The organism is Jhaorihella thermophila (assembly GCF_900108275.1).
In the GTDB taxonomy this organism is placed as follows: Bacteria; Pseudomonadota; Alphaproteobacteria; order Rhodobacterales; family Rhodobacteraceae; genus Jhaorihella; species Jhaorihella thermophila.
The window spans coordinates 291417-318370 of sequence record NZ_FNVD01000002.1 but is presented as its reverse complement, the minus strand read 5'-3'; the positions used below and the strand labels follow the sequence as shown (position 1 = coordinate 318370).

Annotated in this window: 26 protein-coding genes; 18 read left to right on the top strand and 8 right to left on the bottom strand. The window is 64.9% G+C overall.

Annotated elements, in window-relative coordinates; translation table 11 throughout:
* Window positions 1-2 precede the first annotated feature (2 nt).
* Window positions 3-1805: a 2-oxoacid:acceptor oxidoreductase subunit alpha gene (locus C4S70_RS04690; RefSeq protein WP_160114842.1), complete on the top strand. Its 1803-nt coding sequence runs from the start codon at window positions 3-5 to the stop codon at window positions 1803-1805.
* Between the two features lie 3 nt (window positions 1806-1808).
* The gene (locus C4S70_RS04685; RefSeq protein WP_104006929.1) at window positions 1809-2690 is read left to right on the top strand and encodes a 2-oxoacid:ferredoxin oxidoreductase subunit beta; all 882 of its coding nucleotides are present in this window, start codon (window positions 1809-1811) and stop codon (window positions 2688-2690) included.
* Window positions 2691-2806: 116 nt separating this feature from the next.
* Here the strand turns inward: C4S70_RS04685 and C4S70_RS04680 are convergent, their stop codons facing one another.
* From C4S70_RS04680 to C4S70_RS04660, 5 genes are all read right to left on the bottom strand, one after another.
* A complete protein-coding gene (locus C4S70_RS04680; protein ID WP_160114841.1) occupies window positions 2807-3232 on the bottom strand; it encodes a globin domain-containing protein in 426 nt (141 codons plus the stop codon).
* Window positions 3233-3345: 113 nt separating this feature from the next.
* Window positions 3346-4791: a siroheme synthase CysG gene (gene cysG, locus C4S70_RS04675; RefSeq protein ID WP_104006927.1), complete on the bottom strand. Its 1446-nt coding sequence runs from the start codon at window positions 4789-4791 to the stop codon at window positions 3346-3348.
* Between the two features lie 11 nt (window positions 4792-4802).
* Window positions 4803-5027 carry a DUF6967 family protein gene (locus C4S70_RS04670; protein ID WP_104006926.1) on the bottom strand — a complete coding sequence of 75 codons (225 nt, stop codon included), beginning with the start codon at window positions 5025-5027 and terminating at the stop codon, window positions 4803-4805.
* Entirely contained in the window at window positions 5020-5217 is a 198-nt protein-coding gene (locus tag C4S70_RS04665; protein ID WP_104006925.1) for a sulfur relay protein DsrC, read from the bottom strand. The genes C4S70_RS04670 and C4S70_RS04665 overlap by 8 nt, the downstream gene beginning before the upstream one ends.
* Before the next feature lies 1 nt (window position 5218).
* On the bottom strand, window positions 5219-6139 hold the full coding sequence (locus C4S70_RS04660) for a TauD/TfdA family dioxygenase (RefSeq protein ID WP_104006924.1): 921 nt from the start codon (window positions 6137-6139) through the stop codon (window positions 5219-5221).
* Window positions 6140-6391: 252 nt separating this feature from the next.
* Here C4S70_RS04660 and dsrA point away from each other — a divergent pair, with 252 nt between their 5' ends.
* The 13 genes from dsrA to C4S70_RS04595 all read left to right on the top strand — a co-directional run bounded on the left by dsrA (window position 6392) and on the right by C4S70_RS04595 (window position 18614).
* On the top strand, window positions 6392-7693 hold the full coding sequence (gene dsrA, locus C4S70_RS04655; RefSeq protein WP_104006923.1) for a dissimilatory-type sulfite reductase subunit alpha: 1302 nt from the start codon (window positions 6392-6394) through the stop codon (window positions 7691-7693).
* Between the two features lie 73 nt (window positions 7694-7766).
* On the top strand, window positions 7767-8849 hold the full coding sequence (gene dsrB, locus C4S70_RS04650) for a dissimilatory-type sulfite reductase subunit beta (RefSeq protein WP_104006922.1): 1083 nt from the start codon (window positions 7767-7769) through the stop codon (window positions 8847-8849).
* A gap of 12 nt (window positions 8850-8861) precedes the next feature.
* Window positions 8862-9254, top strand: coding sequence for a sulfurtransferase complex subunit TusD (gene tusD / locus C4S70_RS04645; protein ID WP_104006921.1), 393 nt, complete (start codon window positions 8862-8864; stop codon window positions 9252-9254).
* A gap of 10 nt (window positions 9255-9264) precedes the next feature.
* Window positions 9265-9672 (top strand): sulfurtransferase complex subunit TusC, encoded by a 408-nt coding sequence (gene tusC / locus C4S70_RS04640; RefSeq protein WP_104006920.1) that lies wholly within the window; start codon window positions 9265-9267, stop codon window positions 9670-9672.
* Between the two features lie 10 nt (window positions 9673-9682).
* A complete protein-coding gene (tusB, locus tag C4S70_RS04635; RefSeq protein ID WP_104006919.1) occupies window positions 9683-9991 on the top strand; it encodes a sulfurtransferase complex subunit TusB in 309 nt (102 codons plus the stop codon).
* Window positions 9992-10025: 34 nt separating this feature from the next.
* Window positions 10026-10358: a TusE/DsrC/DsvC family sulfur relay protein gene (locus C4S70_RS04630; protein WP_104006918.1), complete on the top strand. Its 333-nt coding sequence runs from the start codon at window positions 10026-10028 to the stop codon at window positions 10356-10358.
* An 88-nt stretch (window positions 10359-10446) separates the two neighbouring features.
* A complete protein-coding gene (locus C4S70_RS04625; RefSeq protein WP_200822723.1) occupies window positions 10447-11169 on the top strand; it encodes a respiratory nitrate reductase subunit gamma in 723 nt (240 codons plus the stop codon).
* A 3-nt stretch (window positions 11170-11172) separates the two neighbouring features.
* A complete protein-coding gene (dsrK, locus tag C4S70_RS04620) occupies window positions 11173-12702 on the top strand; it encodes a sulfate reduction electron transfer complex DsrMKJOP subunit DsrK (RefSeq protein ID WP_104006917.1) in 1530 nt (509 codons plus the stop codon).
* Between the two features lie 24 nt (window positions 12703-12726).
* Complete coding sequence (locus C4S70_RS04615; RefSeq protein ID WP_104006916.1) at window positions 12727-14676, top strand: NAD(P)-binding protein; 1950 nt, start codon at window positions 12727-12729, stop codon at window positions 14674-14676.
* Window positions 14677-14678: 2 nt separating this feature from the next.
* The gene (locus C4S70_RS04610) at window positions 14679-15146 is read left to right on the top strand and encodes a hypothetical protein (protein ID WP_104006915.1); all 468 of its coding nucleotides are present in this window, start codon (window positions 14679-14681) and stop codon (window positions 15144-15146) included.
* The gene (dsrO, locus tag C4S70_RS04605) at window positions 15143-15901 is read left to right on the top strand and encodes a sulfate reduction electron transfer complex DsrMKJOP subunit DsrO (RefSeq protein WP_104006914.1); all 759 of its coding nucleotides are present in this window, start codon (window positions 15143-15145) and stop codon (window positions 15899-15901) included. The genes C4S70_RS04610 and dsrO overlap by 4 nt, the downstream gene beginning before the upstream one ends.
* 13 nt (window positions 15902-15914) lie before the next feature.
* Window positions 15915-17123, top strand: a complete 1209-nt coding sequence (nrfD, locus tag C4S70_RS04600) for an NrfD/PsrC family molybdoenzyme membrane anchor subunit (RefSeq protein ID WP_104006913.1) — start codon at window positions 15915-15917, stop codon at window positions 17121-17123.
* A 114-nt stretch (window positions 17124-17237) separates the two neighbouring features.
* On the top strand, window positions 17238-18614 hold the full coding sequence (locus C4S70_RS04595) for a cobyrinate a,c-diamide synthase (protein WP_104006912.1): 1377 nt from the start codon (window positions 17238-17240) through the stop codon (window positions 18612-18614).
* Window positions 18615-18672: 58 nt separating this feature from the next.
* Here C4S70_RS04595 and C4S70_RS04590 read toward each other — a convergent pair whose 3' ends face one another.
* The gene (locus tag C4S70_RS04590; RefSeq protein ID WP_104006911.1) at window positions 18673-18897 is read right to left on the bottom strand and encodes a sulfurtransferase TusA family protein; all 225 of its coding nucleotides are present in this window, start codon (window positions 18895-18897) and stop codon (window positions 18673-18675) included.
* 33 nt (window positions 18898-18930) lie between these two features.
* The gene (gene dsrE2 / locus C4S70_RS04585; protein WP_104006910.1) at window positions 18931-19434 is read right to left on the bottom strand and encodes a sulfur carrier protein DsrE2; all 504 of its coding nucleotides are present in this window, start codon (window positions 19432-19434) and stop codon (window positions 18931-18933) included.
* Window positions 19435-19707: 273 nt separating this feature from the next.
* Between dsrE2 and C4S70_RS04580 the strand changes: the two genes are divergently transcribed.
* Window positions 19708-20796: a YeeE/YedE family protein gene (locus C4S70_RS04580; RefSeq protein ID WP_104006909.1), complete on the top strand. Its 1089-nt coding sequence runs from the start codon at window positions 19708-19710 to the stop codon at window positions 20794-20796.
* A 101-nt stretch (window positions 20797-20897) separates the two neighbouring features.
* On the opposite strand, the gene C4S70_RS04575 is transcribed toward C4S70_RS04580, so the two are convergent.
* Entirely contained in the window at window positions 20898-21998 is a 1101-nt protein-coding gene (locus tag C4S70_RS04575) for an Mrp/NBP35 family ATP-binding protein (RefSeq protein ID WP_104006908.1), read from the bottom strand.
* A gap of 323 nt (window positions 21999-22321) precedes the next feature.
* Here C4S70_RS04575 and C4S70_RS04570 point away from each other — a divergent pair, with 323 nt between their 5' ends.
* Window positions 22322-24010, top strand: coding sequence for an NAD(P)H-dependent oxidoreductase subunit E (locus C4S70_RS04570; protein WP_104006994.1), 1689 nt, complete (start codon window positions 22322-22324; stop codon window positions 24008-24010).
* Window positions 24010-26787 (top strand): formate dehydrogenase subunit alpha, encoded by a 2778-nt coding sequence (fdhF, locus tag C4S70_RS04565; protein WP_104006907.1) that lies wholly within the window; start codon window positions 24010-24012, stop codon window positions 26785-26787. The genes C4S70_RS04570 and fdhF overlap by 1 nt, the downstream gene beginning before the upstream one ends.
* Window positions 26788-26954 lie beyond the last annotated feature (167 nt).

The window sequence follows — 26954 nt, the reverse complement described above, 5'->3', positions numbered from 1 at the left end:
CGATGAACAAGTCCGGCACCGATATCCAGTTCGCGATCTGCGGTTCGGCCGGGGACGGTACGATCGCCTCGGGCGACATAATGAAGCGGGCGGCGGCGGCGATGGGGTTCCATGTCATCGCCTTTGACGTCTATCCGCCCGAGATCCGGGGCTTCGGCAAGTGCATCTCGCGCATCCGCATCTCCAGCGAGCAGGCCTATTCGCTGAAGGAACAATCGGACGTCTTCGTGTCGCTCAATGACGGGCACGCGATCCCGCATGTGGGCGAGGTGCGCGACTATGGAGCGGTGATCTATGACGACCACCTGATCGCGCCGGTGGCCGAGGGCGGGCATATCAGCGCCCATATCAGGCCCGCGCAGATCCCCTATGGGCTGCCGATCCGGCAGATTTCCGAACAGGCCACCAATGCCGCCCGCAGCCGCAACATCGTGGTGCTGGGCTATGTCGCAGGACTCCTGGACCTGCCGGCCGAGGCGTTCCGCAAGGTGATCGCCCAGAAATTCGCGTCCAAGCCGGCGGTCGTGACCGAAAGCAACATCCGCGCCTTTGACGCGGGGCTGGAGGCCGGCCGCGGCGTGTTCCGCTATGACGACGTCGCGGTGGGCGCGGCACCCACGGCCGCCGACGGCGAGGCGGTGATGATGACCGGCAACGGCGCCATCGTGCGCGGGTTTCTCGAAGGCGGAATCCAGAGCTATTTCGGCTATCCGATCACGCCGGCCACCAGCATCATGGAGCGGCTGGCGGTGGAACTGCCCAAGGCCGGCGGCAGGTTCCTGCAGACCGAGGACGAGATCGCCGCCATTTCCGCCACGATCGGAGCGGGGTTTGCGGGGTCGCGGGCGGCTACGGCGACCTCCGGCCCCGGCCTTGCCCTGATGACCGAGATGATGGGGCTGGGCGTGATGGCCGAGGTGCCGGCGGTGGTGGTGTGCAGCCAGCGCGGCGGCCCGTCCACAGGTCTGCCGACCAAGACCGAACAGTCCGACCTGAACCTTGCGGTGCATGGCGGATCGGGGGATGCGCCGCGTATCGTGATCGCGCCGACCAATGTCGAGGGCTGCTATCGCTGCGCCGGCATGGCCTTCGAGATCGCCGAGAAATACCAGGTTCCGGTGGTGCTGCTGATCGACCTCTACCTGTCGAACCGGTATGAGACCGTGTTCCCGTCGGACAAGAACGTCTTTGCCCCGAAACCGCGCGAAGTGCCGAAGGTGAAGGAGGGCGAGGACTACAAGCGGTTCGTCCTGACCGAGGACGGCATCTCGCCCCGCGCGCTGCCGGGGGATGCGGGGATGATGTATACGGCGACGGGGCTGGAGCACAACGAGCTGGGCAAACCCAGCGACGTTCTGCACATGGAGATGAACGCCAAGCGGCACCACAAGCTGAAATCGGCGGTGAACTATCCCGGCCTGACCACGTCGAAGCGGTTCGGCGACATGGGCAAGGTGGATGTGGGCATTCTTGGCTGGGGTTCGACCTTTGGCGAGATTCTGGAAACCATGTTCGAGGCCCAGGCCGAGGGGATCAGCTGTTCGGCGATGAAGGTGGTGATGCTGTCGCCGCTGCCCGAGGGCGAGCTGCGCGCCTTCTTTGACGACTGCAAGGTCGTGCTGGTGCCCGAGCTGAACTATCAGGGCCAGTTCGCCAATCTGGTTTCCGGCGCGATCGGGCGGCCGGTGGTGCGGCTGAACCGGACCATCGCCACGCCGATGCCGGTGGCCGAGATCCTGTCCGAGGTGCGCCGGCTGGCGGCGGAAGTGAATGAACCGGTGGCGGCGGCCGCCGGGGGAGTGTGAGCCATGAACGAACGCGTGCAACCGGTCTATCTCGAGGACAAGCTGGAAGAGATCCGCGAGGACGGGCACCTGAAATACCGGTCGAAGTCGCTGCCGACCTGGTGTCCGGGCTGCGGCTATTTCAGCATGGCGGATGCGCTGACCGTGGCGCTGAACCGGCTGGGGCTGGACAACAAGGACGTGGTGGTGGTTTCCGGAATCGGCTGCGCCTCGCGCTTTCCGTTTTTCGTGAACACCTACGGGTTCCACACGCTGCACGGTCGGGTGCTGCCGGTGGCCACGGGCGTGAAGATCGGCAATGACGCGCTGACGGTGATCGCGGTGGGGGGCGACGGGGACGCCTTTGCCATCGGCGCGGGGCATCTGCCGCACGCGGCCCGGCGCAACGTGGACATGACCTATCTGGTGTTCGACAACGGCATTTACGGGCTGACCAAGGGGCAGACCTCGCCGACTTCGGCGCTGGGGTTCAAGACGTCATCGACGCCCTACCAGAACGGGGACATGCCGGTGAACCCGCTGTTGATGCTGCTGAGCTATGAGGCGACCTGGGTCGGGCAGGCCTATGCGGGACGACCGCATCATCTGGCGGACATGATCACGCAGGCGATCGAGCACAAGGGGTTTTCCTTCCTGCGGATCCTGTCGCCCTGCGTGACCTTCGACAAGACGAACAACACCTATGTGAATCTCGGCATGAAGGTGCGGGATTTGCCCGAGGGCCATGACCGCTCGGACCGGCTGGCGGCGATGGCGCGGGCGATGGAAGAGGATCATCCGGCGCTGGGCGTCTATTTCGAGGAGCAGCGCCAGACGCTGGGCGAGGTGATGCAGGACGCCATCGACAAGGCGCAGGGCATGAACCTGGCGCCGAAGGGGGTCTAGCGAAAGGGTTTCGGATCGGCTGCGCCGATCCGACCGATGCGGGGGCTCTGCCCCCGCGCCCCCGGAGTATTTGCAGCAAGATGAAGCGGGCGAGGGCACGCCTTGGTTTGCGCGTGTCAGTCTATCTTGCCGGCTTCGATCATCGCGTCGGCGATTTCGCGATATGCCTTGCGCCATGCGGCCTCCATCTCGGGCGTGAAATCGGGGCCGAGCAGTTCCTTGAACGTGTCGATCAGCGCCTCGCCCATGGTTTCGAAGTGCTGGGCGTGGACGCCGAGCGCCCCGTGGGTGCGGGCCAGCGGTTCCAGAACCTCCTGCGCTCCGCCGAGTTGGCGCAGGGCGGTGACGATGGTGCGCAGGGTGCGCATGAAGCGCATCCCCTGGCCGGCGATGTCTTCGCGAAAGAGCGCGCGCAGGTTCGGGTCGCGTTCGAACAGTTTTTCGTAAAACAGCGTTGGCTGGGCGAAAAGCTCTTCGGAACGGGCCATGGTGAAGGCCTGTTCGATGAGGGCGAGTTCCTGGTTTGAAAGAGTGATTGGCATGCCGGTCGGTCTCTCCTCTCCCATCCGCCGCGCGTGGCGGCGACTGTGCGTGGGCATGATAACCGGGAAAGCGCTGCCGCATCTTGAGCAGAGTCAAACTGCGGCAACGGGTCTCAGGCGGTAATGTCCGGAGTGGTCTCGGCCGCCAGCCCCATTGCATGCGCGGTGCGGTCGAGATTCGTCCAGGCGAGTTTCTCGCGCAGGGCCACGACCGAGCCGATGATGATCATGCAGGGGCTTTTCATTCCGGCTTCGGCCACCTCGCCGGCGATGTCCGACAGCGGCGCGGTGACGACGCGCTGATCGGGCCGAGTGCCGTTCTGGATCACCGCCACCGGCGTGGTCATGTCCACGCCGCGATCTGCAAAGCCCTTGACGAGAACGGGCAGATTGCTCAGCCCCATGTAGATCGCCACGGTCTGTTTCGGGCGGATCAGGACGTCCCAGTCCAGATCCAGAACGCCATCCTTTCCATGCGCTGTCACGAACAGGCAGGATTGGGCATGGTCGCGATGGGTCAGCGGGATGCCGGCATAGGTGCCTGCCCCCGAGGCTGCCGTGATCCCCGGCACCACCTGGAAGGCGATGCCGGACGCGGCCAGTTCCTCGATTTCCTCGCCGCCGCGGCCGAAGATGTAGGGGTCGCCCCCCTTGAGGCGCAGCACGCGCCTGCCCTCGCGCGCCAGCCGCACCATCAGTTTGGAGATGTCCTCCTGCTGCATGGTGTGCTCTTTCGAGAGCTTGCCGACATAGATGCGTTCGGCGTCGCGGCGCACCAGCGACATGATCTCGTCCCCCACCAGGCGGTCGTAGAGCACCACGTCGGCGCGCTGCATCAGGCGCAGCGCGCGGAAGGTGAGCAGGTCGGGATCGCCGGGGCCGGCGCCGACCAAGTAGACCTCGCCCACCGGGCGGGCACGGCCCGAGGCCGTGGCCTCGAGATCGTCCTCGATCTGCGCCCTGGCGCGATCGACCGCGCCCGACAGGAAGAAGTCGCCCGCGGGGCCGTCGATCAGCCGTTCCCAGAAATGCCGGCGTTCGCGGCCCGACGCTATCGTCCGGGCGATGTCGGCGCGAAAGCCGCTGGCGAACTCGGCCAGCCGGCCGAAGGCGGCGGGCAGGGTGGCCTCGATCCGGGCGCGCAGGATGCGGGCGATCACCGGCGCGGTGCCCCCCGTCGAGATCGCCACCACGATCGGCGAACGGTCCACGATCGACGGCGTAATGAAGTCGCACAGGTCGGGCCGGTCGGCGATGTTGCAGGGGATGTTGCGGGCGCGGCACCATTCGGAAAGGCGCGTGTCGCGGGCGTCGTCCTCGGAGGCGCCCCAGGCCACGGCGCAGTCGTCCATGTCGGTTTCGTCCGGCACGCGGTGGTGGATCACCAGCCCGTCGCGGTTCTGCAGGGCAAGAACCTCGTCGCCCGGATGCGGGTCGAACAGCACGACCTGCGCGCCGCAGTCCAGCGCCCGTTCGGCCCGGCGCGCGGCCACGGTGGTTCCGCCGTCAACGACCACCCTGCGGTCGCGAATGTTCAGAAATATCGGCAGGTAATCCATGTTGGTTCCTTCTATTGAACCGTGTCGGTCGCCGCCCCGTCCGCAGCCGTGGCGAGAATCGCGGACAGTTGCCGGGCCGTGTCGGGGTCCAGGTCAACCTGCGTTATGCGCTTGCCTTCCATCAGCACCAGCCGCACCATGCGCAATCCGCTTGGATAGGAGACTTCGCGGATGCGGGCGCGGCGGCGAAAGGGAAGCTCAAGCTCGGCGATCTCCTTCAGCGTTTCTTCAGCCATAGCTGGTCCCCCGTGTAAAGGCGGCTTCGAGGATCCATTCCCATTTGCGCGGCGTGTCGCGATAGTCGGGCTTGATGTCGAATTCGATGAACATCTCGCCGGCCTCGCCTGCTTCGGCCACGAGCCGTTCGAGTTCGTCGAAACTCTTTACTTCCGGGTGGGCGATGATCAGATCGCTCAGTTTCGCCATTTCAGCCTCCTCCGATTCGGTTGTGGAACCGGACCCGGTAGAGCAGGCGCGATTGAGCCGCGTCCGGCGCCCTGTCGAATCCGGTCCTGTCGTGCAGGACATTGTTGTTCAGGATCCCTTGTCCCGCGTCCAGCCGCAGCGTGCAGGTCAACGGGTCGCCTCGGACGAGGTGGTCGCGCAGCCAGGCCTCGGCGGCGCGGGTGGTGGGATCGTCGCGCCATTCGATGCTGCGGGTGCGTGCGGTATAGCGCATCTGCAGCCGCCCGGTCCCGGGGTCGGGGTAGAACACCGGCCCGACCGAGGCTGGGCGCAGCCTGCCGTTCGGTTCACGGTTTTCGGGGATGGTCATCGCCTGCGGATGCATCAGGGCGCGCAGGTAATCGGGATGGGCATCGCGCAGGCGGATATAGAGGATTTCGGGATCGAGGATGCGGTTTTCACCGCCCGATCCGGCCGCCCGGACGCAATGCAGGACAAAGGCCGAGATCCGTTCGCCCGGTGCGTTGTAATAGCCGTCCGTGTGCCATTTCAGCGGCTTGGTGGAATAGGGGATGTAGCCGCGCTTGCCCTCTTCCTCGGACGGTTGCAGCGCGACGATGCCTTGATCTCCGGCCGAGCGGTGGGCCTCGGCGATGCGCAGGCCGAACGCTTCGGCGAATCGGCGCAGGGCGGGCGCGACCTGCTCGGGATCGTCGGGGCGGCGGGCGACGTAATGGGCGAAATTGACGGAATCGCAACGCCGGATCAGTTCGCCGCGCTCGGATTCGGTCGGCGCGGCAAGGTCGCGGACCTCGACGGGATCGAGCCCTTGGGCGGTCTCGGCGGCAGCCAGCCGAGCTTCGCGCCAGCGCCGGTAGGGTTGATCCGTCTCCAGATCAGTCCATTCAAATTCGTGGATTTTTTCGGCTGGCTTCGGAATCATGCTTGTTCATCCGTGGTTCGAACTTAACCGCCCCATAACAGAAAATTGCTGAACATTTCCGGCGCGGCGTCGGTTTTGGTTGATTATTACATTCGATTATCACAATGTATAGATATCAGCGATTGGGAGGTCGCGGGCAACATGGGGGCGGACGCGGGGAAGGCGTCCCAGCCGCCGGGAGGACGGCAAGCCTGCAACTTTCGAACCGTGACGGGCCGGCGACGGCGAGGAGATGGAAAAGGGAGACGCGCGATGAAGGACGGCGATCCAAGGGACGACAACAAGACCACGGGCGAAGGCGTGCATCCAACGCCGCTGCTGGACGAGCTCGAGGACGGCCCCTGGCCCAGCTTCGTGACCGGCCTCAAGCGGCTGCGCGACGAGGGCGCGCCCAACAATCGCAAGATGATGAACGACCTTCTGGGCCAGCTGAACCATTCCTATGAAAAGCGGCTTGGCTTCTGGAAGGGCGGCACCGTGTCGGTCTATGGCTATGGCGGCGGGGTGATCCCGCGCTTTTCCGAGGTGGCCGACAAGTTCCCCGAATCGAAGGAGTTCCACACCCTGCGGGTGATGCCGCCGGCGGGCTATCACTACACCACCGACGTGCTGCGCAAGATGTGCGACATCTGGGAACGTCACGGCTCGGGTCTGATCGCGTTCCACGGCCAGTCGGGCGACATCATGTTTCAGGGCACCGACACGGAGGGCGTGCAGAAGGCGTTCGACGAGCTCAACGAACTGGGCTTCGACCTGGGCGGCGCGGGGCCTGCGCTGCGCACCGCGATGAGCTGCGTGGGCCACGCGCGCTGCGAACAGTCCTGCTATGACGAGGTGCGGGCCCATCGCACCATCATCAACACGTTGCTGGACGAAATGCATCGCCCGTCGCTGCCCTACAAGTTCAAGTTCAAGTTCTCGGGCTGCGCCAACGACTGCGTGAACGCCATCCACCGCGCCGATTTCGCGGTGATCGGCACCTGGCGCGACGACATCAAGATCGACCAGGAAAAGGTCAAGGAGCATATCGCCACGGTGGGGCGCAAATACACCATCGACACCGTGGTCAACATGTGCCCGACTCGGGCGATTTCGCTGCATGACGACGACACGCTGGAGATCGACAACAAGTCCTGCGTGCGCTGCATGCACTGCATCAACGTGATGACCAAGGCACTGAGCCCCGGCGACGACCGCGGCGTGTCGATCCTGATCGGGGGCAAGCGGGCGCTGAAGATCGGCGACCTGATGGGGATCAACGTCATCCCCTTCATGAAGCTCGAGACCGACGAGGACTTCGAGAAGCTGACCGAATTCGCCGAGAACGTGGTCGAGTTCTTCGCCGACAACGCGCTGGAGCATGAACGCATCGGCGAAACCATCGACCGGATCGGCCTGCCGGCCTTTCTTGAGGCGATGGAGATCGACCCCGATCCGAACATGGTCAACCACCCGCGCACCTCGTGTTTCGTGCGCACCGACGACTTCGACGAGGAGGCGGCGAAGTGGTTCGAGCGCAAGGCCCGCGAGGCGGGGCTGCGGGTCGCCGAGTGATCGCCAGCAGCCGCCAGACAGACAGGCCCGGCCGGGCGCGACGCCCGGTCCGGGCGCGAGGAGGAGTTTGAACATGAACGAACAGGCCACGACCCCCCGCATGCCCGACGAAGTGGGTGTGCCGGATCCGTTCCAGTACATGCACCCGGTGCTGAAAAAGAACTATGGCAACTGGGACTGGCATGATCGCCCGCGCGCCGGCGTTCTGCGCCATGTGTCGAAATCGGGCGACGTGATCTATACCGTCCGCGCCGGCACGCAGCGGCAGATGGACGTCTTTACCATCCGCAAGCTGTGCGACATCGGCGACAAATATGCCGACGGCCATGTGCGGTTTACCACCCGGTCGAACATCGAATACCTGGTGGCGGATGAGGCCAAGGTCGCCCCGCTGATCGAGGCGCTTCAGGCCGAAGGCTTCCCCGTGGGCGGCACCGGCGCGTCCGTGTCGATGGTCAGCCACACCCAGGGCTGGCTGCATTGCGACATCCCCGGCACCGACGCCTCGGGCGTGGTCAAGGGGCTGATGGACATGCTGCACAAGGAATTCGTGCAGGAAAAGATGCCCAACCGGGTGCGCATCACCACCAGCTGCTGCCAGATCAACTGCGGCGGGCAGGGCGACATCGCGGTGAACGTGCAGTACACCAAGCCGCCCAAGATCAACCACGACCTGGTGGCCAATGTCTGCGAACGCCCCGCGGTGGTGGCGCGCTGCCCGGTGGCGGCGATCCGGCCGGCGATGGTCAATGGCAAGCCCTCGCTGGAAGTGGACGAAAGGAAATGCGTCTGCTGCGGCGCCTGCTATCCGCCGTGCCCGCCGATGCAGATCAACGGCGACGACAGCACCAAGATTGCAATCTGGGTGGGCGGCAAGCATTCCAACGCCCGCTCCAAGCCGACCTTCCACAAGCTGGCCGTGGCGAACCTTCCCAACAACGCCCCGCACTGGCCCGAGGTGAAGGAAGCGGTTGGCAAGATCATCAACGCCTACAAGAGGGACGCCAAGCACTGGGAGCGCATGGGCGAATGGATCGAGCGGATCGGCTGGCCGGCCTTCTTTGAAAAGACCGGACTCGCCTTTACCAAGCATCACCTCGATACCTGGACCGGCGCCCGCTACACCATGAACCATTCGGCACATGTCCGTTTCTGAGGCCAGAGATTCGTGAAGATCGGAGTAGTAGTCAGCGAAGGGCCGTATACGCACGAGGCAGCGGATACCGCCTACAACTTTGTCAGGGCGGCGCTGGCCGCCGGGCACGAGGTGCCGCGCGTGTTCTTCTACCATGACGGTGTGAACGTCGCGACCCGTCTGAGCGTGCCGCCGCAGGACGAGCGGCACATTCAGAACAACTGGACGGCGTTGGCCAAGGAGCACAGCATCGATCTTGTGGTGTGCATCGCCGCGGCGCAGCGGCGCGGCATTCTCGACAAGAACGAGGCCGAGCGGCAGGGCAAGGACACCGACAATATCGCCGAGGGCTTTCGCATCTCGGGGCTGGGTCAGCTGATCGAGATGGGCATCCAGACCGACCGGCTGGTGATGTTCGGGGACTGAGGGGGCGAAGATGTCTGACGTGAAGAAATTTCTCTACGTGAACCGCAAGGCGCCCTATGGCACGATCTACGCGCTGGAAAGCCTCGAAGTCGTTCTGATCGGCGCCGCCTTCGACCAGGACGTGAGCCTTGCCTTTCTCGATGACGGCGTGTTCCAGCTGACCCGCGGGCAGGAGACCGACGAAATCGGGGTCAAGAACTTCTCGCCGACCTTCCGGGCGCTGGGCGATTACGACGTGACCAAGCTCTATGTCGAGCGCGAATCTCTGGAAGAGCGCGGCCTGACCGAGGACGACCTGCAGGAGATCACCTATGAGGACGAGGATGACGACTGGGCCGAAAAGCCGTCGATCCGCGTCGTCAGCCGGGCCGAGATGACCGACATCATGGCCCAGCAAGATGTGATCCTGAGTTTCTGAAGGGAAGACCATGTCAACCTTGCACACAGTGAACAAATCGCCCTTTACCAACCGCTCGCTGGAAAGCTGCCTGAACCACTGCAAGGACGGGGACGCGGTGCTGATGATCGAGGATGGCGTCTATGGCGGGCTGGCCGGCACCGCCCTGGCGGAGATGGTCGCGGCGCGGGCCGGGGCGGTGAAGCTCTATGTCCTGGCGCCCGACGCGCACGCCCGGGGGCTGGGCGAGGACCGGCTTTTGGATGGAGTCAGCCCGGTGGGGTATGACGGGTTCGTCGATCTCGTCACGACCCATGACCGCACCCAGGCCTGGCTTTGAGGAACGCCCGAAGGGCAAAAACGGAGGAACCCCCATGGAATATCATGTCAACGGCAAGACGATCCCGGCCGACGAGGAAGGTTACATCACCAACCTCGCCGACTGGGACAAGGACGTGGCGCTGGAGATCGCCAAGTCCGAAGGCATCGAGATGGACGACGAACGCTGGGAGGTGGTGAACTTCCTGCGCGACTATTACGATGAATACCAGATCGCGCCCGCGGTCCGGGTGCTCATCAAGGCCATCAAGAAGTCGATGGGGCCGGAAAAGGGCAACAACAAGTACCTCTACGAACTGTTCCCCTATGGCCCGGCCAAGCAGGCCTGCAAAATCGCCGGTCTGCCGAAACCGACCGGCTGCGTCTGATCCGGGCCGCATCCGGCCCCGGCCGGGGCCCGATCGCGTAACGTCTTGATCTGAAACGGGTGCGAGCCCGTCAACGGGAGGAGTCCGCGTGCTGTCCGTGATCTACGCCATGTTGTTCTACGTCGCGACTGCCGTTCTGGTGGTCGGAGTGGGCATGAAGATCCGCAGATACGCGCGGACCCCGGCCCCGCTGAAGATCCCGACGACGCCCGCGCCCACAACCGCGTGGGGCGTCGTCCTGCGGATGTTCCGCGAAGTCGTGTTTTTCGAAAGCCTGTTCAAGGCCAACAAGTGGATCTGGCTGTTCGGCTGGACCTTCCACATGGGGATGTGGCTCGTCCTGATCCGGCACGTCCGCTATTTCGTGTTCGACATCCCCTGGTGGCTGTCCTTCGTCCAGCCCTTTGGCGTCTATGCGGGATTTGCCATGCTGGCGGGGCTTCTGGGGCTCTGGGCGCGGCGGGTTCTGGTGGAACGGATCCGCTACATCACCAACCCGTCCGATCACCTGATGCTGGCGCTGTTGGTGCTGATCGTGGCCAGCGGGCTGATGATGAAATTCGTGGCCCATACCGACATCATCGCGGTCAAGGCGTTCATGCTGGGGCTGATGCGGCTGCGCATCGAAACCCTGCCGTCCGATCCGGTGCTGCTGGTGCATCTGACCTCGGTCGCCGCGCTGATGATCGTGTTCCCCATCTCCAAGTTGCTGCATGCGCCGGGCGTGTTCTTTTCGCCCACCCGCAACCAGATCGACAACCCGCGCGAAAAGCGCCACCTCGCCCCTTGGGCGGCCAAGCTGGAGGGCTGACCGATGGCCGATGGCGACGACCTGCCGAAGCTGGACGACCCGCTGGACATTCCCTGTCTGAAACCCGGCGCGATGGAGGGGCTGGAACCCTATATCGCCGCGCCCGAACATCAGGCGAAGCTCGGCTTTCCGGGCGAGCTGGTGCCCGACTGGAAGGAAAGGGCGCTGGCCAAGATGGCCGAACTGGCGGAAAAGGACCGCGCCTTTCAAGTCTATCTGGATGCTTGCGTGAAATGCGGGGCCTGCACGGACAAGTGCCACTATTTCCTGGGCACGGGCGACCCCAAGAACATGCCCGTGGCGCGGCAGGATCTGCTGCGCAGCGTCTATCGGCGCTATTTCACCTTTGCCGGCAAACATTTCCCGAAACTGGTCGGTGCGCGCGACCTCACCGAAGAGGTTCTGCACGAATGGTATTCCTACTATCACCAGTGCAGCGAATGCCGGCGCTGCTCGGTCTTTTGCCCTTACGGGATCGACACGGCGGAAATCACCATGGCCGCACGCGAGATCCTCGACAGCGTGGGCATGGGTCAGAAATACAGCAACGAGATCATCGGCAAGGTCAAGGAGATCGGCAACAACCTCGGCCTGCAGCCCAAGGCGTTGCAGGCGACGCTGGAGGATCTCGAGGAGGACATCGAGGACGAAACCGGCGTGTCGGTGCGGATCCCCCTGGACGAGAAGGGCGCCGACATCCTGCTGGTGACACCCTCGGCCGACTTCTTCGCCGAGCCGCATATCGACGGGCTGATCGGCTATGCCAAGGTGTTCCACGAAGCCGGCGTCAGCTGGACGCTGAGCTCCTACGCCTCGGAGGCCGCGAATTTCGGGCTGTTCATCGGATCCTACGAGAACATGCGCGAAATCGCCCTGCGCATCCGCAAGGCGGCGCAGGATCTGGGCGTGAAACGGATCATCTTCGGCGAATGCGGGCACGCCTGGCGGGTGGCCTACAGCTTTCTCAACACGCTGGCGGGGCCGTGGGATTTCCTTGATCCGAACTACCCGGTGCCGCAGCACATCCTGGAATTCACCTGGAACGAGATCCAGAAGGGCACGCTGAAATTCGACAAGTCGAAGAACGACCACATCCGGCTGACCTATCACGACAGCTGCAATGTGGCACGCGCCTCGCGCATGGGGGACAAGCCCGGCGGCCAGTTCGAGATCCCGCGCAATGTCATCAAGGCGGTCTGCAATCATTACTACGACATGCCCGACGACACGATCCGCGAAAAGACGCTGTGCTGCGGCGGGGGCGGGGGGCTTTTGACCGACGACCTGATGGAGCTGCGCAAGAAGGGCGCGTCCCCGCGGATGACCGCGCTGCAACAGGTGACCGAAGATCACGGCGTGACCCACATGGCCGCGATCTGCGCCATCTGCAAGACGCAGTTTTCCAAGGTCATGCCGGCCTTTGGCTATGAAATGGATTCCATCGTTTCGGTGCACCAGCTGGTGTCGAACGCGATTATCCTGACCGGCCAGGACACCGACGATGAAGAGGACGACGCGGGCGGCGAGGAGTAACGCCCCAATTCCGGGAGGACCGAGATGAACGATCTGAGCACCGAGAAAAAGGCGACGTTCCGCCGCTTCCGCGAGGGCGAAACCGCCGCCGATTGGGATCTGGAGGAAAAGATCTTTCAGGCCGATCATTCCTACAAGTGCCCGACCTATGTGCACAAGACGCCGCCCTGTCAGGGCTCCTGCCCCTCGGGGCATGAAATCCGCGGCTGGCTGGCGATCGCGCGCGGCATGGACAAGCCCCCGCACGAGGACATGCCCTGGCAGGAATACGCGTTCCTGCGCATGGCTGCGGCAAACCCGTTTCCGGCGACCATGGGCCGGGTCTGCCCCGCGCCCTGCGAATCCGGCTGCAACCGCAACGCGGTGGACGACTATGTGGGCATCAACGGGGTCGAACAATATGTTGGCGACTGGGCCAATGAAAACGGCGTCAAGCTGCCCGAACCGGGGCCGGATACCGGCAAGAGGATCGCAATCGTCGGCGGCGGTCCCGCCGGCCTGTCGGCGGCCTATTTCCTGCGGCTCGACGGCCATGCGGTGACGATCTTCGAGTCCCACGAGGAGTTGGGCGGGATGATGCGTTACGGCATCCCCGGCTACCGCACTCCGCGCGAGATGCTGGACAAGGAGATCGGCCGGATCATCGACCTCGGCATCGAGGTGCGCACCAACACCCGCGTCGGCACCGACGTGTCGGTCGAGGATCTCGAGCGCGACTATGACGCGATCTTCTGGGCGATGGGCGCGCAGAAGGGCCGCGACCTGCCGATCCCCGGCTGGGAGGGCACGGAAAACTGCATCAACGGCATCGAGTTTCTGGACGCCTTCAACCAGGGCTATGTGCTGGGCACCGCGCAGAAGGTGGTCGTGGTCGGCGGCGGCGATACATCGATCGACGTGGCTTCGGTTGCGCGCCGGCTGGGGCGGATCAAGGAGGTCAAGCCGACCGAACATTCCAGCGGCACGGGCTTTGGCTTTACCGGCGACGACGTGGCCGGGGCGATCGTGCGCGAAGGCATGAAGGCCACGCTGACCTCGTTGTTCCCGGTCGAGGAAATGACCGCGGCCGAGCGCGAGCGCGAGGATGCCAAGCGCGAAGGGGTGGAGATTCTGGGCGGCGTCATGCCGCTGGAAGTGTTGAAGGACGAACAGGGTCGCGCCCGCGCGCTGAAGATGTGCAAATGCACCATGAACGGCATGACGCCCGAGCCGATCGAAGGCACCGAGTTCGAGATCGAATGCGACATCATCATCTCGGCGATCGGCCAGATGGGCGATTTCGACGGTCTCGAGGATCTCGACAACGGGCGCGGTTTCGTGGACATCGAAAGCGCCTACAAGGTCAAGGGCCGCGACAAGCATTTCGCCGGCGGCGACATCGTGCGGCCGCACCTGCTGACCACCGCGATCGGGCATGGCCGGATCGGGGCCGAGGTGATCTCGGACTATCTTGACGACGGCACGATCGAGCGCCGGCCCAAGGTGGACGTGCATCATTTCAACCTGCTGGAAGAGCTGCACCGGCGCGGAAAGGATCCCGAGCCCTATGATCACATGCAGACGCGCGGCACCTCCGCGGCGCGCTTTGCGATCCACAATTTCGAGGACCGCTCTGACCAGCAGATCATTCCGCATGACGAGCTGTTCCTGGGCCACTTCCAGCTGGTCCCGCGCGAAGTGCGCAAGGAACGGCACATCGAGGGCGACGAGGTTCTGGGCAATTTCGAGGAGCGGATCATCGGCTTCACCGAAGAGCAGGCGCGCAAGGAAGGCGAACGCTGCATGTCCTGCGGCATGTGTTTTGAATGCGACAACTGCGTGATCTTCTGCCCGCAGGACGCGGTGCACCGGGTACCCAAATCCGAACGCACGGTGGGGCGATATGTCTATACCGATTACACCCGCTGCATCGGTTGTCACATCTGCGCCGATGTCTGCCCGACCGGCTATATCAAGATGGGGCTGGGGGAATAGGCATGGGGCGGATCCTGCTGATGCTGACGCTTGCCTTCGGCTGGGTCGGGCCCGGCCTGACCGAAGAGCGGTCGTCGCTCTGGCCGGAGATCCCCAAGGCTACGGGCGACCCGCACCCCGAGGGCAATGCGTATTGGCGCAAATATCACCCGGACATGCTGAGGCACGACCGCGATCTGACCATGCACCAGGGTGACAGACAGGTGCAGGCCAGCCTAAAGGCCTGTTTCGACTGTCATGCGGCGAAGGACCAGGCGGGACAAGTCGTCACCTATGCGGACGAACGGCATTTCTGCCGGACCTGTCACGATTATGCGGCGGTCAAGGTGGATTGTTTCATGTGCCACCGCTCGACCCCCGAGGGCGTGGATGAAACTGCGGTGGAACATGCGGGGCTCGACGGCCGTGCGCGCAGGATCGCCGCGTGGCTGGAGGAAACCACCGGCACCGACAGGGAGGGATCGCGATGAGCTGCGGTTGCGACAAGGGACGCGAAAAGGGCGCCGAGATCAACCGCCGCGACTTTCTGCGCAGCGGCGCGGCGGTGGCGACAGCAACGCTGGCGCCGGGCGTGACCTTGATCGCTTTTGGCGGGTCCGAGGCGCAGGCGCGGGCCGATGCGGGCAAACGTTGGGGCCTCTTGATCGACGTGAACCGCTGCGATCCCGACTGCGACGCCTGCGTGCGCGCCTGCCAGACCGAAAACGGCTGGAAGGATGACGGCAACCCCTCGACCGATGCCCAGTGGATCCGCAAGGTGACGCTGAAGCACAAGGCGACGGGGCGCGAGGTATCCATGCCGGTCATGTGCCAGCATTGCGAGGAGCCGCCCTGCGTCGATGTCTGCCCAACCGGCGCCTCGTTCAAGCGCGCCGACGGCATTGTGCTCGTGGACAAGCATATCTGCATCGGCTGCCGCTATTGCATGATGGCCTGCCCGTTCAAGGCGCGGTCCTTCGTGCATGAACCGCTTGTGAACCAGAGCGAGAACGCCCCGCGCGGCATGGGCACGGTGGAAAGCTGCACCCTGTGCGTGCATCGCGTGGATGCCGGCGGCACGCCGGCCTGCGTAGAGGCCTGCGCCGCCACCGGCAAGGGCGCGATCATCTTTGGCGATCTGAAGGATCCCGACAGCGAGATATCGAAGCGGCTGGCGGACTATCCATCGGTTGCGCTGCGGCCCGATCTCGAACTGAATCCGGGCGTGCGGTATTCGAATATCTGAAGAGGTCCAGCCCATGGAACGGACGATCTATCGCGAACTCAAGACCACGCCGCAGCTGTGGCAGGCGGCCATCCTGCTGGGCGCGTTCATCGCCGCGATGTTGGCCTCGGTCGTCTATGTCGAACATCACGGCCACATCGTCACCGGCATGAACAACCAGATCGTCTGGGGCCTGCCGCATGTATTCGCGATCTTTCTGATCGTCGCCGCCTCGGGGGCGCTGAACGTGGCGTCGATGGCGTCGGTATTCGGCAAGACCCACTGCAAGCCCGTCGCGCGGCTGTCCGGCGTGCTGGCGGTCGCGCTGCTGGCCGGAGGACTGGCGGTTCTGGTGCTGGACCTGGGCCGCCCCGACCGGCTGATCGTGGCGATGACCCGTTACAATTTCAGCTCGATCTTTGCTTGGAACATCTTCCTCTACACCGGGTTCATGGGAGTCGTCATTGCCTATCTCTTCACCCAGATGGCCCGCGGCGCGCCCACGCGATATGTCAGGCACATGGGAATGCTGGCCTTTCTCTGGCGGCTGGCGCTGACCACCGGCACCGGGTCGATCTTTGGCTGGCTGGTGGCGCGACCCGGCTATGATGCCGCAATCATGGCGCCGCTGTTCATCGCCATGTCGTTCAGTTTCGGATTGGCGGTGTTCATCCTCGTGCTGACGGTGTTGTTCCGGCTGGATGGCCGCCCCCTGGGCGAGGCGCTGATGCGCAGGTTCGCGCGGCTTCTGGCGATCTTCTGCGCGGTGGTGCTGTATTTCACCGCCGTCCAGCACATGACCAATCTCTACGCCGCCGAACATGGCGGGTTCGAACGCTTCACCCTGCTGGAAGGTGGCGTCTACACTTGGGCCTTCTGGCTTGGACAGGTGGTCATCGGGGGGCTCTTGCCCATGCTGTTGATCTGGCATCCAGCGACGGCGGGGGCGTCTTCGACCCCGGTGTTGACCTCGATCCTCGTCGTGCTGGGGGGGCTGGCCCAGATCTATGTGATCGTGATCGGGGGCCAGGCCTATCCGTTGCAGATCTTCCCCGGCTACGAGGTGTCGTCCAGCTTCAGCGATGGCGTGGTGAACGCCTATGCGCCGCGCTGGCCCGAGCTGCTGCTGGGGCTGGGCGGGGTCGCGATCGCGCTGTTCGCCACCGGGCTGGGGGCCAAGGTGCTGCGGATTTTGCCGACCAACCTGTCGGATGCGAATATCGGCACGAACTCGGGTTCGTAGGCCGGACATGCGCCACCAAGCCCGATCCTTCGTCCCATGCGTGGTTAACTCTGGCTGCGGCGGGGGCGGCGAACGGCTCGCCGGCAGTGAACTGCCGCCGGCGAAGGGGGCGGTATGACCGCCTTTTCCCGCTTCATGATCGCCGCAGCGCACAAATCGTCGGGCAAGACGGTCGTGTCCACGGGGCTGGCGGCGGCGTTTCGTGCCGCCGGAGACGACATCGGCACCTTCAAGAAGGGCCCCGACTATATAGACCCGATGTGGCTGTCGATGGCCTCTGGCACGCCCTGCTACAGCCTCGACTTCAACACTATGGAGACCGACCGGATCGCGCCTTTCTTCGCCTCGCGGGCGCGGGAGCTGTCGCTGGTCGAAGCGAACAAGGGGCTTTACGACGGGGTTTGCGTCGAGGGGACGGATTCAAACGCCGCGCTGGCCAAGCTGCTGGATTTGCCGGTGGTGCTGGTGATCGACACGCTGGGCATGACGCGCGGGATCGCGCCGCTGCTGGTCGGATACAGGGCCTTTGACACCGAGGTGAACATCGCCGGGTTGATCCTGAACCGCGTGGGCGGGGCGCGGCACGAAGCCAAGCTGCGCGCGGCGGTCGAGACCTATTCCGACATTCCCGTGATCGGCAGCGTCCGGCGTTCGGCGCGGCTCGACATCGGAGAGCGCCACCTTGGCCTGACCACCCCGGCGGAGTCGGCGGGCGTCGAGGCGAAGATCGCCGCCTTCGGCGAGATCATGGCCGAGTCGGTCGATCTTGACCGCTTGCGCAGGATCGCGCGCGCCGCCCCGCCCTTGGACGCATCCCCGTCGAAGCGCACGGAACCGCCGCGCTGGCCGGGGCTCAGGATCGGCGTGCTGCGCGATGCGGCCTTCGGGTTCTACTATCCCGACGATCTCGAGGCGATGGAGGCGGAAGGGGCGCAGATCGTGCCCATCGACGCGCTGCATGACGTGTCCCTTCCCGACATTGACGGGCTGTTCATCGGCGGGGGCTTTCCCGAGATGCGGATGCGCGAGCTGGCCGAGAACGCCCGGATGCGCGGCGCGATCCGCAGCGCGTTGCAGGCGGGGCTGCCGTGCTATGCCGAATGCGGCGGGCTGATGTATCTGTGCGAAACGATCACTTGGAACGGCGAGACCGCGCCGATGGTGGGGCTGGTGCCGGGCCGTGCGGTCATGCACCGCCGACCGCAGGGGCGCGGATATGTCGAATTCGCCGCCACCGAGGCCTGCCCCTGGAAGGGCGACGGTTGCACCGTCAGGGCGCACGAGTTCCACTATGCCAGCATCGAGGGGCTGCCCGAAGACACCGTCTTTGTGCGCAAGATGCAGCGCGGCACCGGCATCGACGGTCGTCATGACGGCGTGCTGATCCACAACACGATCGCGGGCTTCACCCATCTGCGCAACTCGGCCAACATCCCCTGGGTGCCGGGGTTTCTGGATTTCGTGGCTCGCTGCCGGACGGGCCGGACGTGACCCGCGCAATGAAAAGGCACCCGCCGCGCCGGACGGGTGCCGAATGGCGCGCGCGGGTTCAGCCGCGCTTGATCTGGAAGGTATAGACCTCGCCTTCGGAGCCCGAGCTGAGCAATTCGTTGCCGGTCTGGTTGCAGAAGGCGGCAAAGTCGGCGACCGAGCCGGGATCGGTGGCGCGCACGTTCAGTACGTCGCCCGGCGCCATGGTCTTGAGCATCTTCTTGGCCTTGATGATGGGCAGCGGGCAGTTCAGCCCTTCGGCATTGAGCGTCTGTTCAGCCATTCGGTCAGTTCCTTTCAGAGTCGCGATCAGTCGTCAGATGAAAAGGTTGATGTCGGATTTCGAGGCGGTCTCGATATAGGTGGCGGCGCCGCCAAGCTCGATCCCGTCAATCATGTCTTCGGGCGAGTATTCGAACAGGTCCATGGTCATCTGGCAGGCGATCATGCGCACGTCGAGTTCCACGCAGGCCTCGCGCAGGTCCTCCAGCGGAGCGACGCCCTTCTTGGCCATGAGATTCTTCATCATCGTGCCGGCCATGGCGCCCACGCCCGGCAGCACGCCCACGATGTTGGGCATTGCGATATGGGTGCCCATCATCGGCATTTCCATCGCCGCGTTGCCGACGGTCGTGAATTTGGGGTTCATCTCCTTCTTGAGCAGCGGCAGCCCGTAGAAGGTAAAGAACATCGTCACCTCCAGATCCATCGACGCCGCGGTGGACGCCAGGATGAAGGGCGGATAGGCCCAGTCGAGCGACCCCTTGGTCACGATAATCGACATGCTCTTGCTGTTTTCCAGCTGCGCAGCATCCAGCATCGGCTCTCCTCCCATGGTCGCTTCGCTTTGCCATTCATATTAGCATAATTGAATGTTCTGTGACCGGTCAAGCGAGCAATCCCTTCGGGTCCGAGCCGGCGGCGCGGCGCCGGGCGGCTTGACGCGCGATCCTGACGCGCCGGAAAAGATTCGGAAAAGATTCTTGCAGACGAAATACTCAAACATGCTAATAAGTGATTTTGAGACCCCGCGCGATGTGGCCGAGGGAGGAAGCGGGCGTGCCGCGCCTGTGCAACAGGGAACGACAAGAACATGGAAAGCCTGAGGGAAGCCGCTGTCGAGAATGCCTCCACATGGATCCTGTGGGGCGGGCTGGCGATCGGCGCAATATTCGGCTTCATCATCCAGCGCACGAATTTCTGCACGATGGGATCGATCTCGGACATAATGTCCTTTGGCGACTATCGGCGGTTCCGATCCTGGCTCACGTCCTCTGCGGTGGCGATCATCGGCGTCTTTTTTCTGGAACGCGCCGGAATCGCCGATATGAGCTTCAGCATATATGTCTCGCCGACCTTCGCCTGGGGCGGGCATATGCTGGGCGGGCTGATCTTCGGGATTGGCATGGTGTTCTCGGGCGGTTGCGTGTCCAGGAACCTCGTTCGCGCGGGCAGCGGCGACTTGCGGTCGCTGATCGTGCTGTGGCTGATCGGGGGGACTGCCTACATGACCATCGGCGGGCTGTTCGGTCCCGCGCGGGTGGCGGTGGTCGGCGCGATGACCACGGATCTGGGCGAATTCGGTCTGGCCGACCAGCGGGTCGGCAGCGTGCTGGCCAGCCTGACCGGCATCGACGCGGCCACGGCGGGGTTGATCAGCGTGCTTGGGATCGCCGGCGCGATCCTGCTGTGGTGCTTCAAGGACAAGGGATTCCGCAGCTCGGCCCCGCATGTGATCGCGGGCCTCGGTGTCGGGTTGTGCGTGGTCGCGGGCTGGCTGCTGACCGCGATCACCTTCGACGAGTTCGCCGACAACCCGACGCTGGCCTCGCTCAGCTATGTGCGGCCCGCTGGCGATTCCATCGACTACTTCATGCGCTTTACCGCATTCGAGGCGCCCAGCTTTGCCGTCACCACCACGGTCGGTGCGCTGATCGGGGCGTTCATCGGTGCGGTTACGCAGGGCCGGTTCCACCTGGCAACGTTTTCCGACGCGCAGGACACGCTGCGCAACCTTGTCGGCGCGATCCTGATGGGCGTCGGCGGCGTGGTGGCGCTGGGCTGCACGATCGGCCAGGCAGTCACCGGGGTCTCGACATTGGCGATGGGGTCGTTCATCACCTTCGCCTTCATCGTGATCGGCGGGATCATCGGCATGAAGATCATGGAAGCCTGGGTCTGAGCCAGGCCGAAGGGTCAAGGCACAAGACGTCAAATCAGAGGTTCCGAGCGTCGAACCCCGGGCCCCGATGTTCCTGGCGCGTCGATGCCGGCGCGGGGCGCTCAGTCCTCGTCCGCCTCGGGGAACAGTCGCGCAGCCACGTTCATCGCGATCTTGCGATAGGCCTGGGCATGCGGTCCGTCGGGCTGCGACACCACGACCGGCGTGCCGGCGTCCGAGTTCTCGCGGATCGCCATGTCGAGTGGGATCGCGCCAAGAAACGGCACTCCCAGCCGGTGCGCGTCCTGTTCCGCGCCGCCATGGCCGAAGATATGCGATTCCCCGCCGCAATGCGGGCAGACAAAGGTGGACATGTTCTCGATGATGCCAAAGATCGGCACGTCCACGTTCTTGAACATCTTCAACCCCTTGCGGGCGTCGATCAGCGCCAGGTCCTGCGGCGTGGACACGATCACCGCCCCCTGCAGCGGCACCTGCTGGGCCATGGTGAGCTGCGCATCGCCCGTGCCCGGCGGCATGTCCAGCACCATCACGTCCAGTTCGCCCCAGTCCACCTCGCGCGTCATCTGCATCAGCGCCGACACCACCATCGGCCCGCGCCAGATCACCGGGTTGTCCTCTTCCATCAGGAATCCCATGGACATGGTCTTGATCCCGTATTTCTCGATCGGGATCACGCGGTCGTCCTCGATCGCCGGGCGGTCGTGTATGTCCATCAACCGCGGCAGCGACGGTCCGTAGATGTCAGCATCCAGAAGCCCCACCTTCAGCCCAAGCGATGCCAGCGCAAGCGCGAGATTGACGGCGGTGGTGGACTTGCCCACCCCGCCCTTGCCCGAGGCCACGGCGACGATGGTCTTGATCCCCGGCACCGGGGCCGACAGCGGGCGCATGTCGCGACCCGGCGCCTCGGTCGGGCGTTTCTTGAGCTTGGGCGGCTCGGGTGCCTTGGGCGCGGGACGCTCGGCCGTCATCACGACCAGAAGGTTGTCGATGCCGTCCAGCCCGGCCAGCTTGTCCTCGATGGCCTGTTTCAACTCGGCCAGATCGCCCTTGAAACTTTCGGGGATGTTCACCGAGATAACGACCTTGCCGCCGTCGATGGCCACGTCGCGTTCGGTGATCATCCCCGACAGCACGAGATCGGGATGAACCCCGGCCACGGGGATGGTGGAAAGACGGGCGAGAATGACTTTCTTCATGGGCGGTCCGGCCTCCGGTATTGATATTCCAACATCCTAATATGAGCAGTTGGCGAAAGCCAAGAGGTGGCGGGCAGAAAAGATGTTTCTCGACTGCATCGTTTCGTGCCGGATGCGCGACAGGCGGTTCCAATCGGCGCGCCCGACTCTGGACGCGAGGCCGCGGCGGGTTGTCGGACCTGTTGCATGACCAGGTGACGCCTTTGTTGCATGACCAGGTGACGCCTTTAGTGTGGCAAGTGTTCGCTAACGGGCAATTTTCGCGTCGCATTCGGCGGTATCCCGAGGCGGGCGACGGCCACGCGCGAGGCTTGGAGGACAGCATGGCACCATTGGACGAACGGGCGGGGGTCTGGAAATCGGGCCGGGGCAAGGGCCGGCGCACGCCCAAGGGGCGGCAGTATTCCGATGCCGCGATGGCCGACATCCAGCGCCTTCTGGGCGACCGGCCGCGCCGCCGCGACCTGCTGATCGAGTTTCTGCACCTGGTGCAGGACGCATTCGGCCACCTGTCCGCCGATCACATCGCCGCGCTGGCCGCCGAGATGAAACTGTCTCAGGCCGAGGTCTACGAGGTCGCCACCTTCTACGCCCATTTCGACGTGGTGAAAGAGGGCGAGACCCCGCCACCGGCCCTGACCATCCGGGTCTGCGATTCGCTCAGCTGCGAGATGGCCGGGGCCCGGCAGTTGCGCGACGCGCTGGAAAGCGGGCTGGATCCGTCCGAGGTGCGCGTCCTGCGGGCCCCCTGCATGGGCCGCTGCGACACCGCGCCGGTGGCCGAGGTCGGGCATCGCCATGTCGATCACGCCACGCCCGAGAAGGTGCAAGAGGTGATCGCCGCCGGGGATTTCTCGCCCATCATCCCCGATTACGAAGGCTTCGAGGCCTACCGGGCGGCGGGAGGATACGAACAACTGGAACGCCTGCGCCGCGAGGGCGACCCGGAGGCGGTCGCCGAAACCGTCCTGTCTTCGGGCCTGCGGGGTCTGGGCGGGGCCGGTTTCCCGTCGGGCCGCAAGTGGCAGTTCGTCCGGGCCGAGCCGGGGCCGCGCTATCTGGCGGTGAACGGGGACGAGGGCGAGCCGGGCACCTTCAAGGACCGTTACTATCTGGAGCGCACGCCGCATCTGTTTCTCGAAGGCGCGCTGATCGCCGCCTGGGTGATCGAGGCCGAAAAGGTCTTCATCTACATGCGCGACGAATATCCCGCCGTGCTGCATATCCTGCGCGAAGAGATCGCCGCGCTGGAGCGGGCGGGCATCGTCGCGCCCGGCTACATCGACCTGCGGCGCGGCGCCGGGGCCTATATCTGCGGTGAAGAATCCGCGATGATCGAATCGATCGAGGGCAAGCGCGGCCTGCCGCGCCACCGCCCGCCCTTCGTCGCGCAGGTGGGCGTGTTCGGCCGCCCGACGCTGGTGAACAATGTCGAAACGCTCTACTGGGTCGGGCGCATCTGCCGCGAGGGGCCGGAGGTTTTCGGCGGCGTGGTAAAGAACGGCCGCCGGGGCCTGCGCAGCTATTCCGTCTCGGGGCGGGTGGCGAAACCGGGGGTCTATCTGCTGCCGGCGGGGTCCACCATCCGCGATGTGATCGAGGCCGCCGGCGGCATGGCCGAGGGGCACGAATTCCGCGCCTGGCAGCCGGGCGGGCCGTCCTCGGGGATATTGCCCGCGACGCTGGATGACGTGCCGCTCGATTTCGACACGCTGCAACCGCACGGGAGCTTTATCGGTTCGGCCGCGGTGGTGGTGCTGTCGGACAAGGATTCGGTGCGCGAGGCGGCGCTGAACATGCTGCGCTTTTTCGAGGATGAAAGCTGTGGCCAGTGCACCCCCTGCCGGGTGGGCTGCGCCAAGGCGGTGCAGCTGATGCAGGCCGACCGCTGGGATCAGGGCCTGCTGGAGGAACTCTGCCAGGTGATGGCCGATGCCTCGATCTGCGGGCTGGGGCAGGCCGCGCCGAACCCGATCCGGTTGGCCATCAAACATTTCGGGGAGGAGTTGTAATGCTTGACGCCGGAAAAGACACCGTCACCTTCACCCTGAACGGCGAAAAGGTCACCGTGCCCCGGGGCTGGACCGTCTGGGAGGCCGCGAACGGCCGCGGCCTGACCATTCCGCATCTCTGCCACAAGCCGGCGCCGGGTTATCGCCCCGACGGCAACTGCCGTGCCTGCATGGTCGAGGTCGAGGGCGAGCGCACGCTGGTTGCCTCCTGCATCCGGCCGGCCGAGGACGGCATGGTTGTCAGTACCGACAGCGCGCGGGCGGCGAAAGCCCGCGCGATGGTGGTGGAACTGCTGGCCGCCGACCAGCCCGCGCCGCCGCATGATGCCTCGTCGCATTTCGCGGAAATGGCAAAGGCGAACGGCGTCGGCGAAAGCCGCTTTCCCCCGCGCCCCGCGGACCGGGTTCCGCTGCTGGACGACAGCCATGTGGCGATGCGGGTGAATCTGGATGCCTGCATCCACTGCAATCTGTGCGTCCGTGCCTGCCGCGAGGTGCAGTGCAACGACGTGATCGGCATGTCGGGGCGGGGGTTCGATGCGCTCATCGCCTTTGATCAGCGCGACCCGATGGGCGCCTCCACCTGCGTGGCCTGCGGCGAATGCGTGCAGGCCTGTCCCACCGGTGCGCTGATGCCGGCGGCGGTCGTGGATGACGCGCAGGTCGGCGACCGCGCGGATTACGACGAAGAGGTTGCCAGCGTCTGCCCCTTCTGCGGTGTCGGTTGCCAGTTGAGTTTCAAGGTCAAGGACGGGCGCATCCGCTATGTCGAGGGGCTGGATGGCCCGGCCAACGAAAACCGGCTCTGCGTCAAGGGGCGGTTCGGTTTCGACTACATCCACCACCCGCACCGGCTGACGAAACCCCTGATCCGGCGTGAGGACGCACCGCCCAAGGGGCTGAACGTCGATCCGGCAAACCCTCTGACCCATTTCCGCGAGGCGACTTGGGAGGAGGCGCTGGAATACGCGGCCAAGGGGCTGGCGGAGTTGCGCGCGCAGAAGGGCACCTATGTCGCGGGCTTCGGGTCGGCCAAGGGATCGAACGAAGAGGCCTATCTGTTCCAGAAGTTGATCCGGCAGGGGTTCGGTCACAACAACGTGGACCACTGCACGCGGCTTTGTCATGCGTCCTCGGTGGCGGCGCTGCTGGAAAACGTCGGATCCGGCGCGGTGACGGCGACCTTCAACGAGATCGAGAACGCTGACGTGGCGCTTATCATCGGCTCGAACGCGATCGAGAACCACCCTGTCGCGGCCACCTATTTCAAGCAGTTCGCCCGCCGCGGCGGCAAGCTGATCGTGGCCGACCCGCGCGGCGTGGGGCTGGGCAGGTTCGCCGCGCACCGGCTGCAATTCAAGCCCGGCGCGGATGTGGCGCTGCTCAACGCGATGATGCATGTCATCGTCGAGGAAGAGCTTTATGACGCCGATTACATCGCCCGGTTCACCGAGAACTGGGAGGAGATGAAGACGCATCTGAAGGGCTTTCCGCCCGAGAAGATGGCCGAGCATTGCGGCATCCCGGCCGAGGAGATTCGCGCCGCGGCGCGGACCTTTGCCAAGGGCCGTGCCGGCATGATCTTCTGGGGCATGGGTGTGAGCCAGCATGTGCATGGCACCGACAATGCGCGCTGTCTCATCAGCCTGGCGCTGATGACCGGCAATGTGGGGCGTCCCGGCACCGGGCTGCATCCGCTGCGAGGTCAGAACAACGTGCAGGGGGCGTCGGATGCGGGCCTCATTCCGATGTTCCTGCCCGACTACCAGACCGTGACCGATGCCGACATCCGCCGCCGCTTCGTCCAGATCTGGGGCGGCGTCTGGAGCGGCGAGGACTTCAGCGCCGAAAAGGGCCTGACCGTGGTCGAGATCATGGACGCGATCCATGCCGGCGACATCCGCGGCATGTATATCATGGGCGAGAATCCGGCGATGTCCGACCCGGACGTGGATCATGCCCGGGCGGCGCTGGCAAAGCTTGAGCATCTCGTAGTGCAGGACATCTTTTTGACTGAAACGGCGATGTTTGCCGACGTGATCCTGCCCGCCAGTGCCTGGCCGGAAAAGACCGGGACCGTGACCAATACCAACCGGCAGGTGCAGATGGGCCGCCCCGCCGTGCCGCCGCCGGGGCAGGCGCGCGAGGACTGGCGGATCATCACCGATCTTGCGAACCGGCTGGGGCTCGATTGGTCCTACGGCCATCCGCGCGAGATCTTTGCCGAGATGAAGCGCGGAATGGGATCGCTTGACAACATCACCTGGGAGCGGCTCGAGGCCGAGGGGGCGGTGACCTATCCGTCGCTCTCGCCCGAGGATCCGGGGCAGGCTGTGGTGTTTGGCGACGGCTTCCCCCGCGCCGGCGGGCGGGCGCGGTTCACCCCTGCCAACGTGTTGCCGCCGGACGAGACGCCGGATGCGGAATACCCGTTCGTGCTGATCACGGGGCGCCAGCTGGAGCACTGGCATACCGGGACCATGACGCGGCGATCGGCGGTGCTGGACGCGGTGGAGCCCGAGGCGAACTGTTCCATGCATCCCTCGACCCTGCGCAAGCTGGGGGTGGAGCCGGGCGGGATGGTGCGGCTGACCACGCGGCGCGGCAGCGTCGAGGTGATGGCGCGGATGGATCGCGCGGTGGCGCCCGACACGGTGTTCATCCCCTTTGCCTATGTCGAAGCGGCGGCCAACATCCTGACCAATCCCGCGCTGGATCCCTTCGGCAAGATCCCCGAATTCAAGTTTGCCGCGGTGCGGGTGGAAAAGGCGGCGTAGGCGCGGGTTTCGGATCGGCCTAGCCGATCCGACCGATGCGGGGGGCGCTGCCCCCCGCACCCCCCGGAGTATTTGGCGCAAGATGAAGAAGCGGGCCGGTGGCCGGGGTTTTCTGCGGGTTTTTGAATGTGTCTTGCCCCGCGGGCCGGTCGGCGTATGCTCGGGCG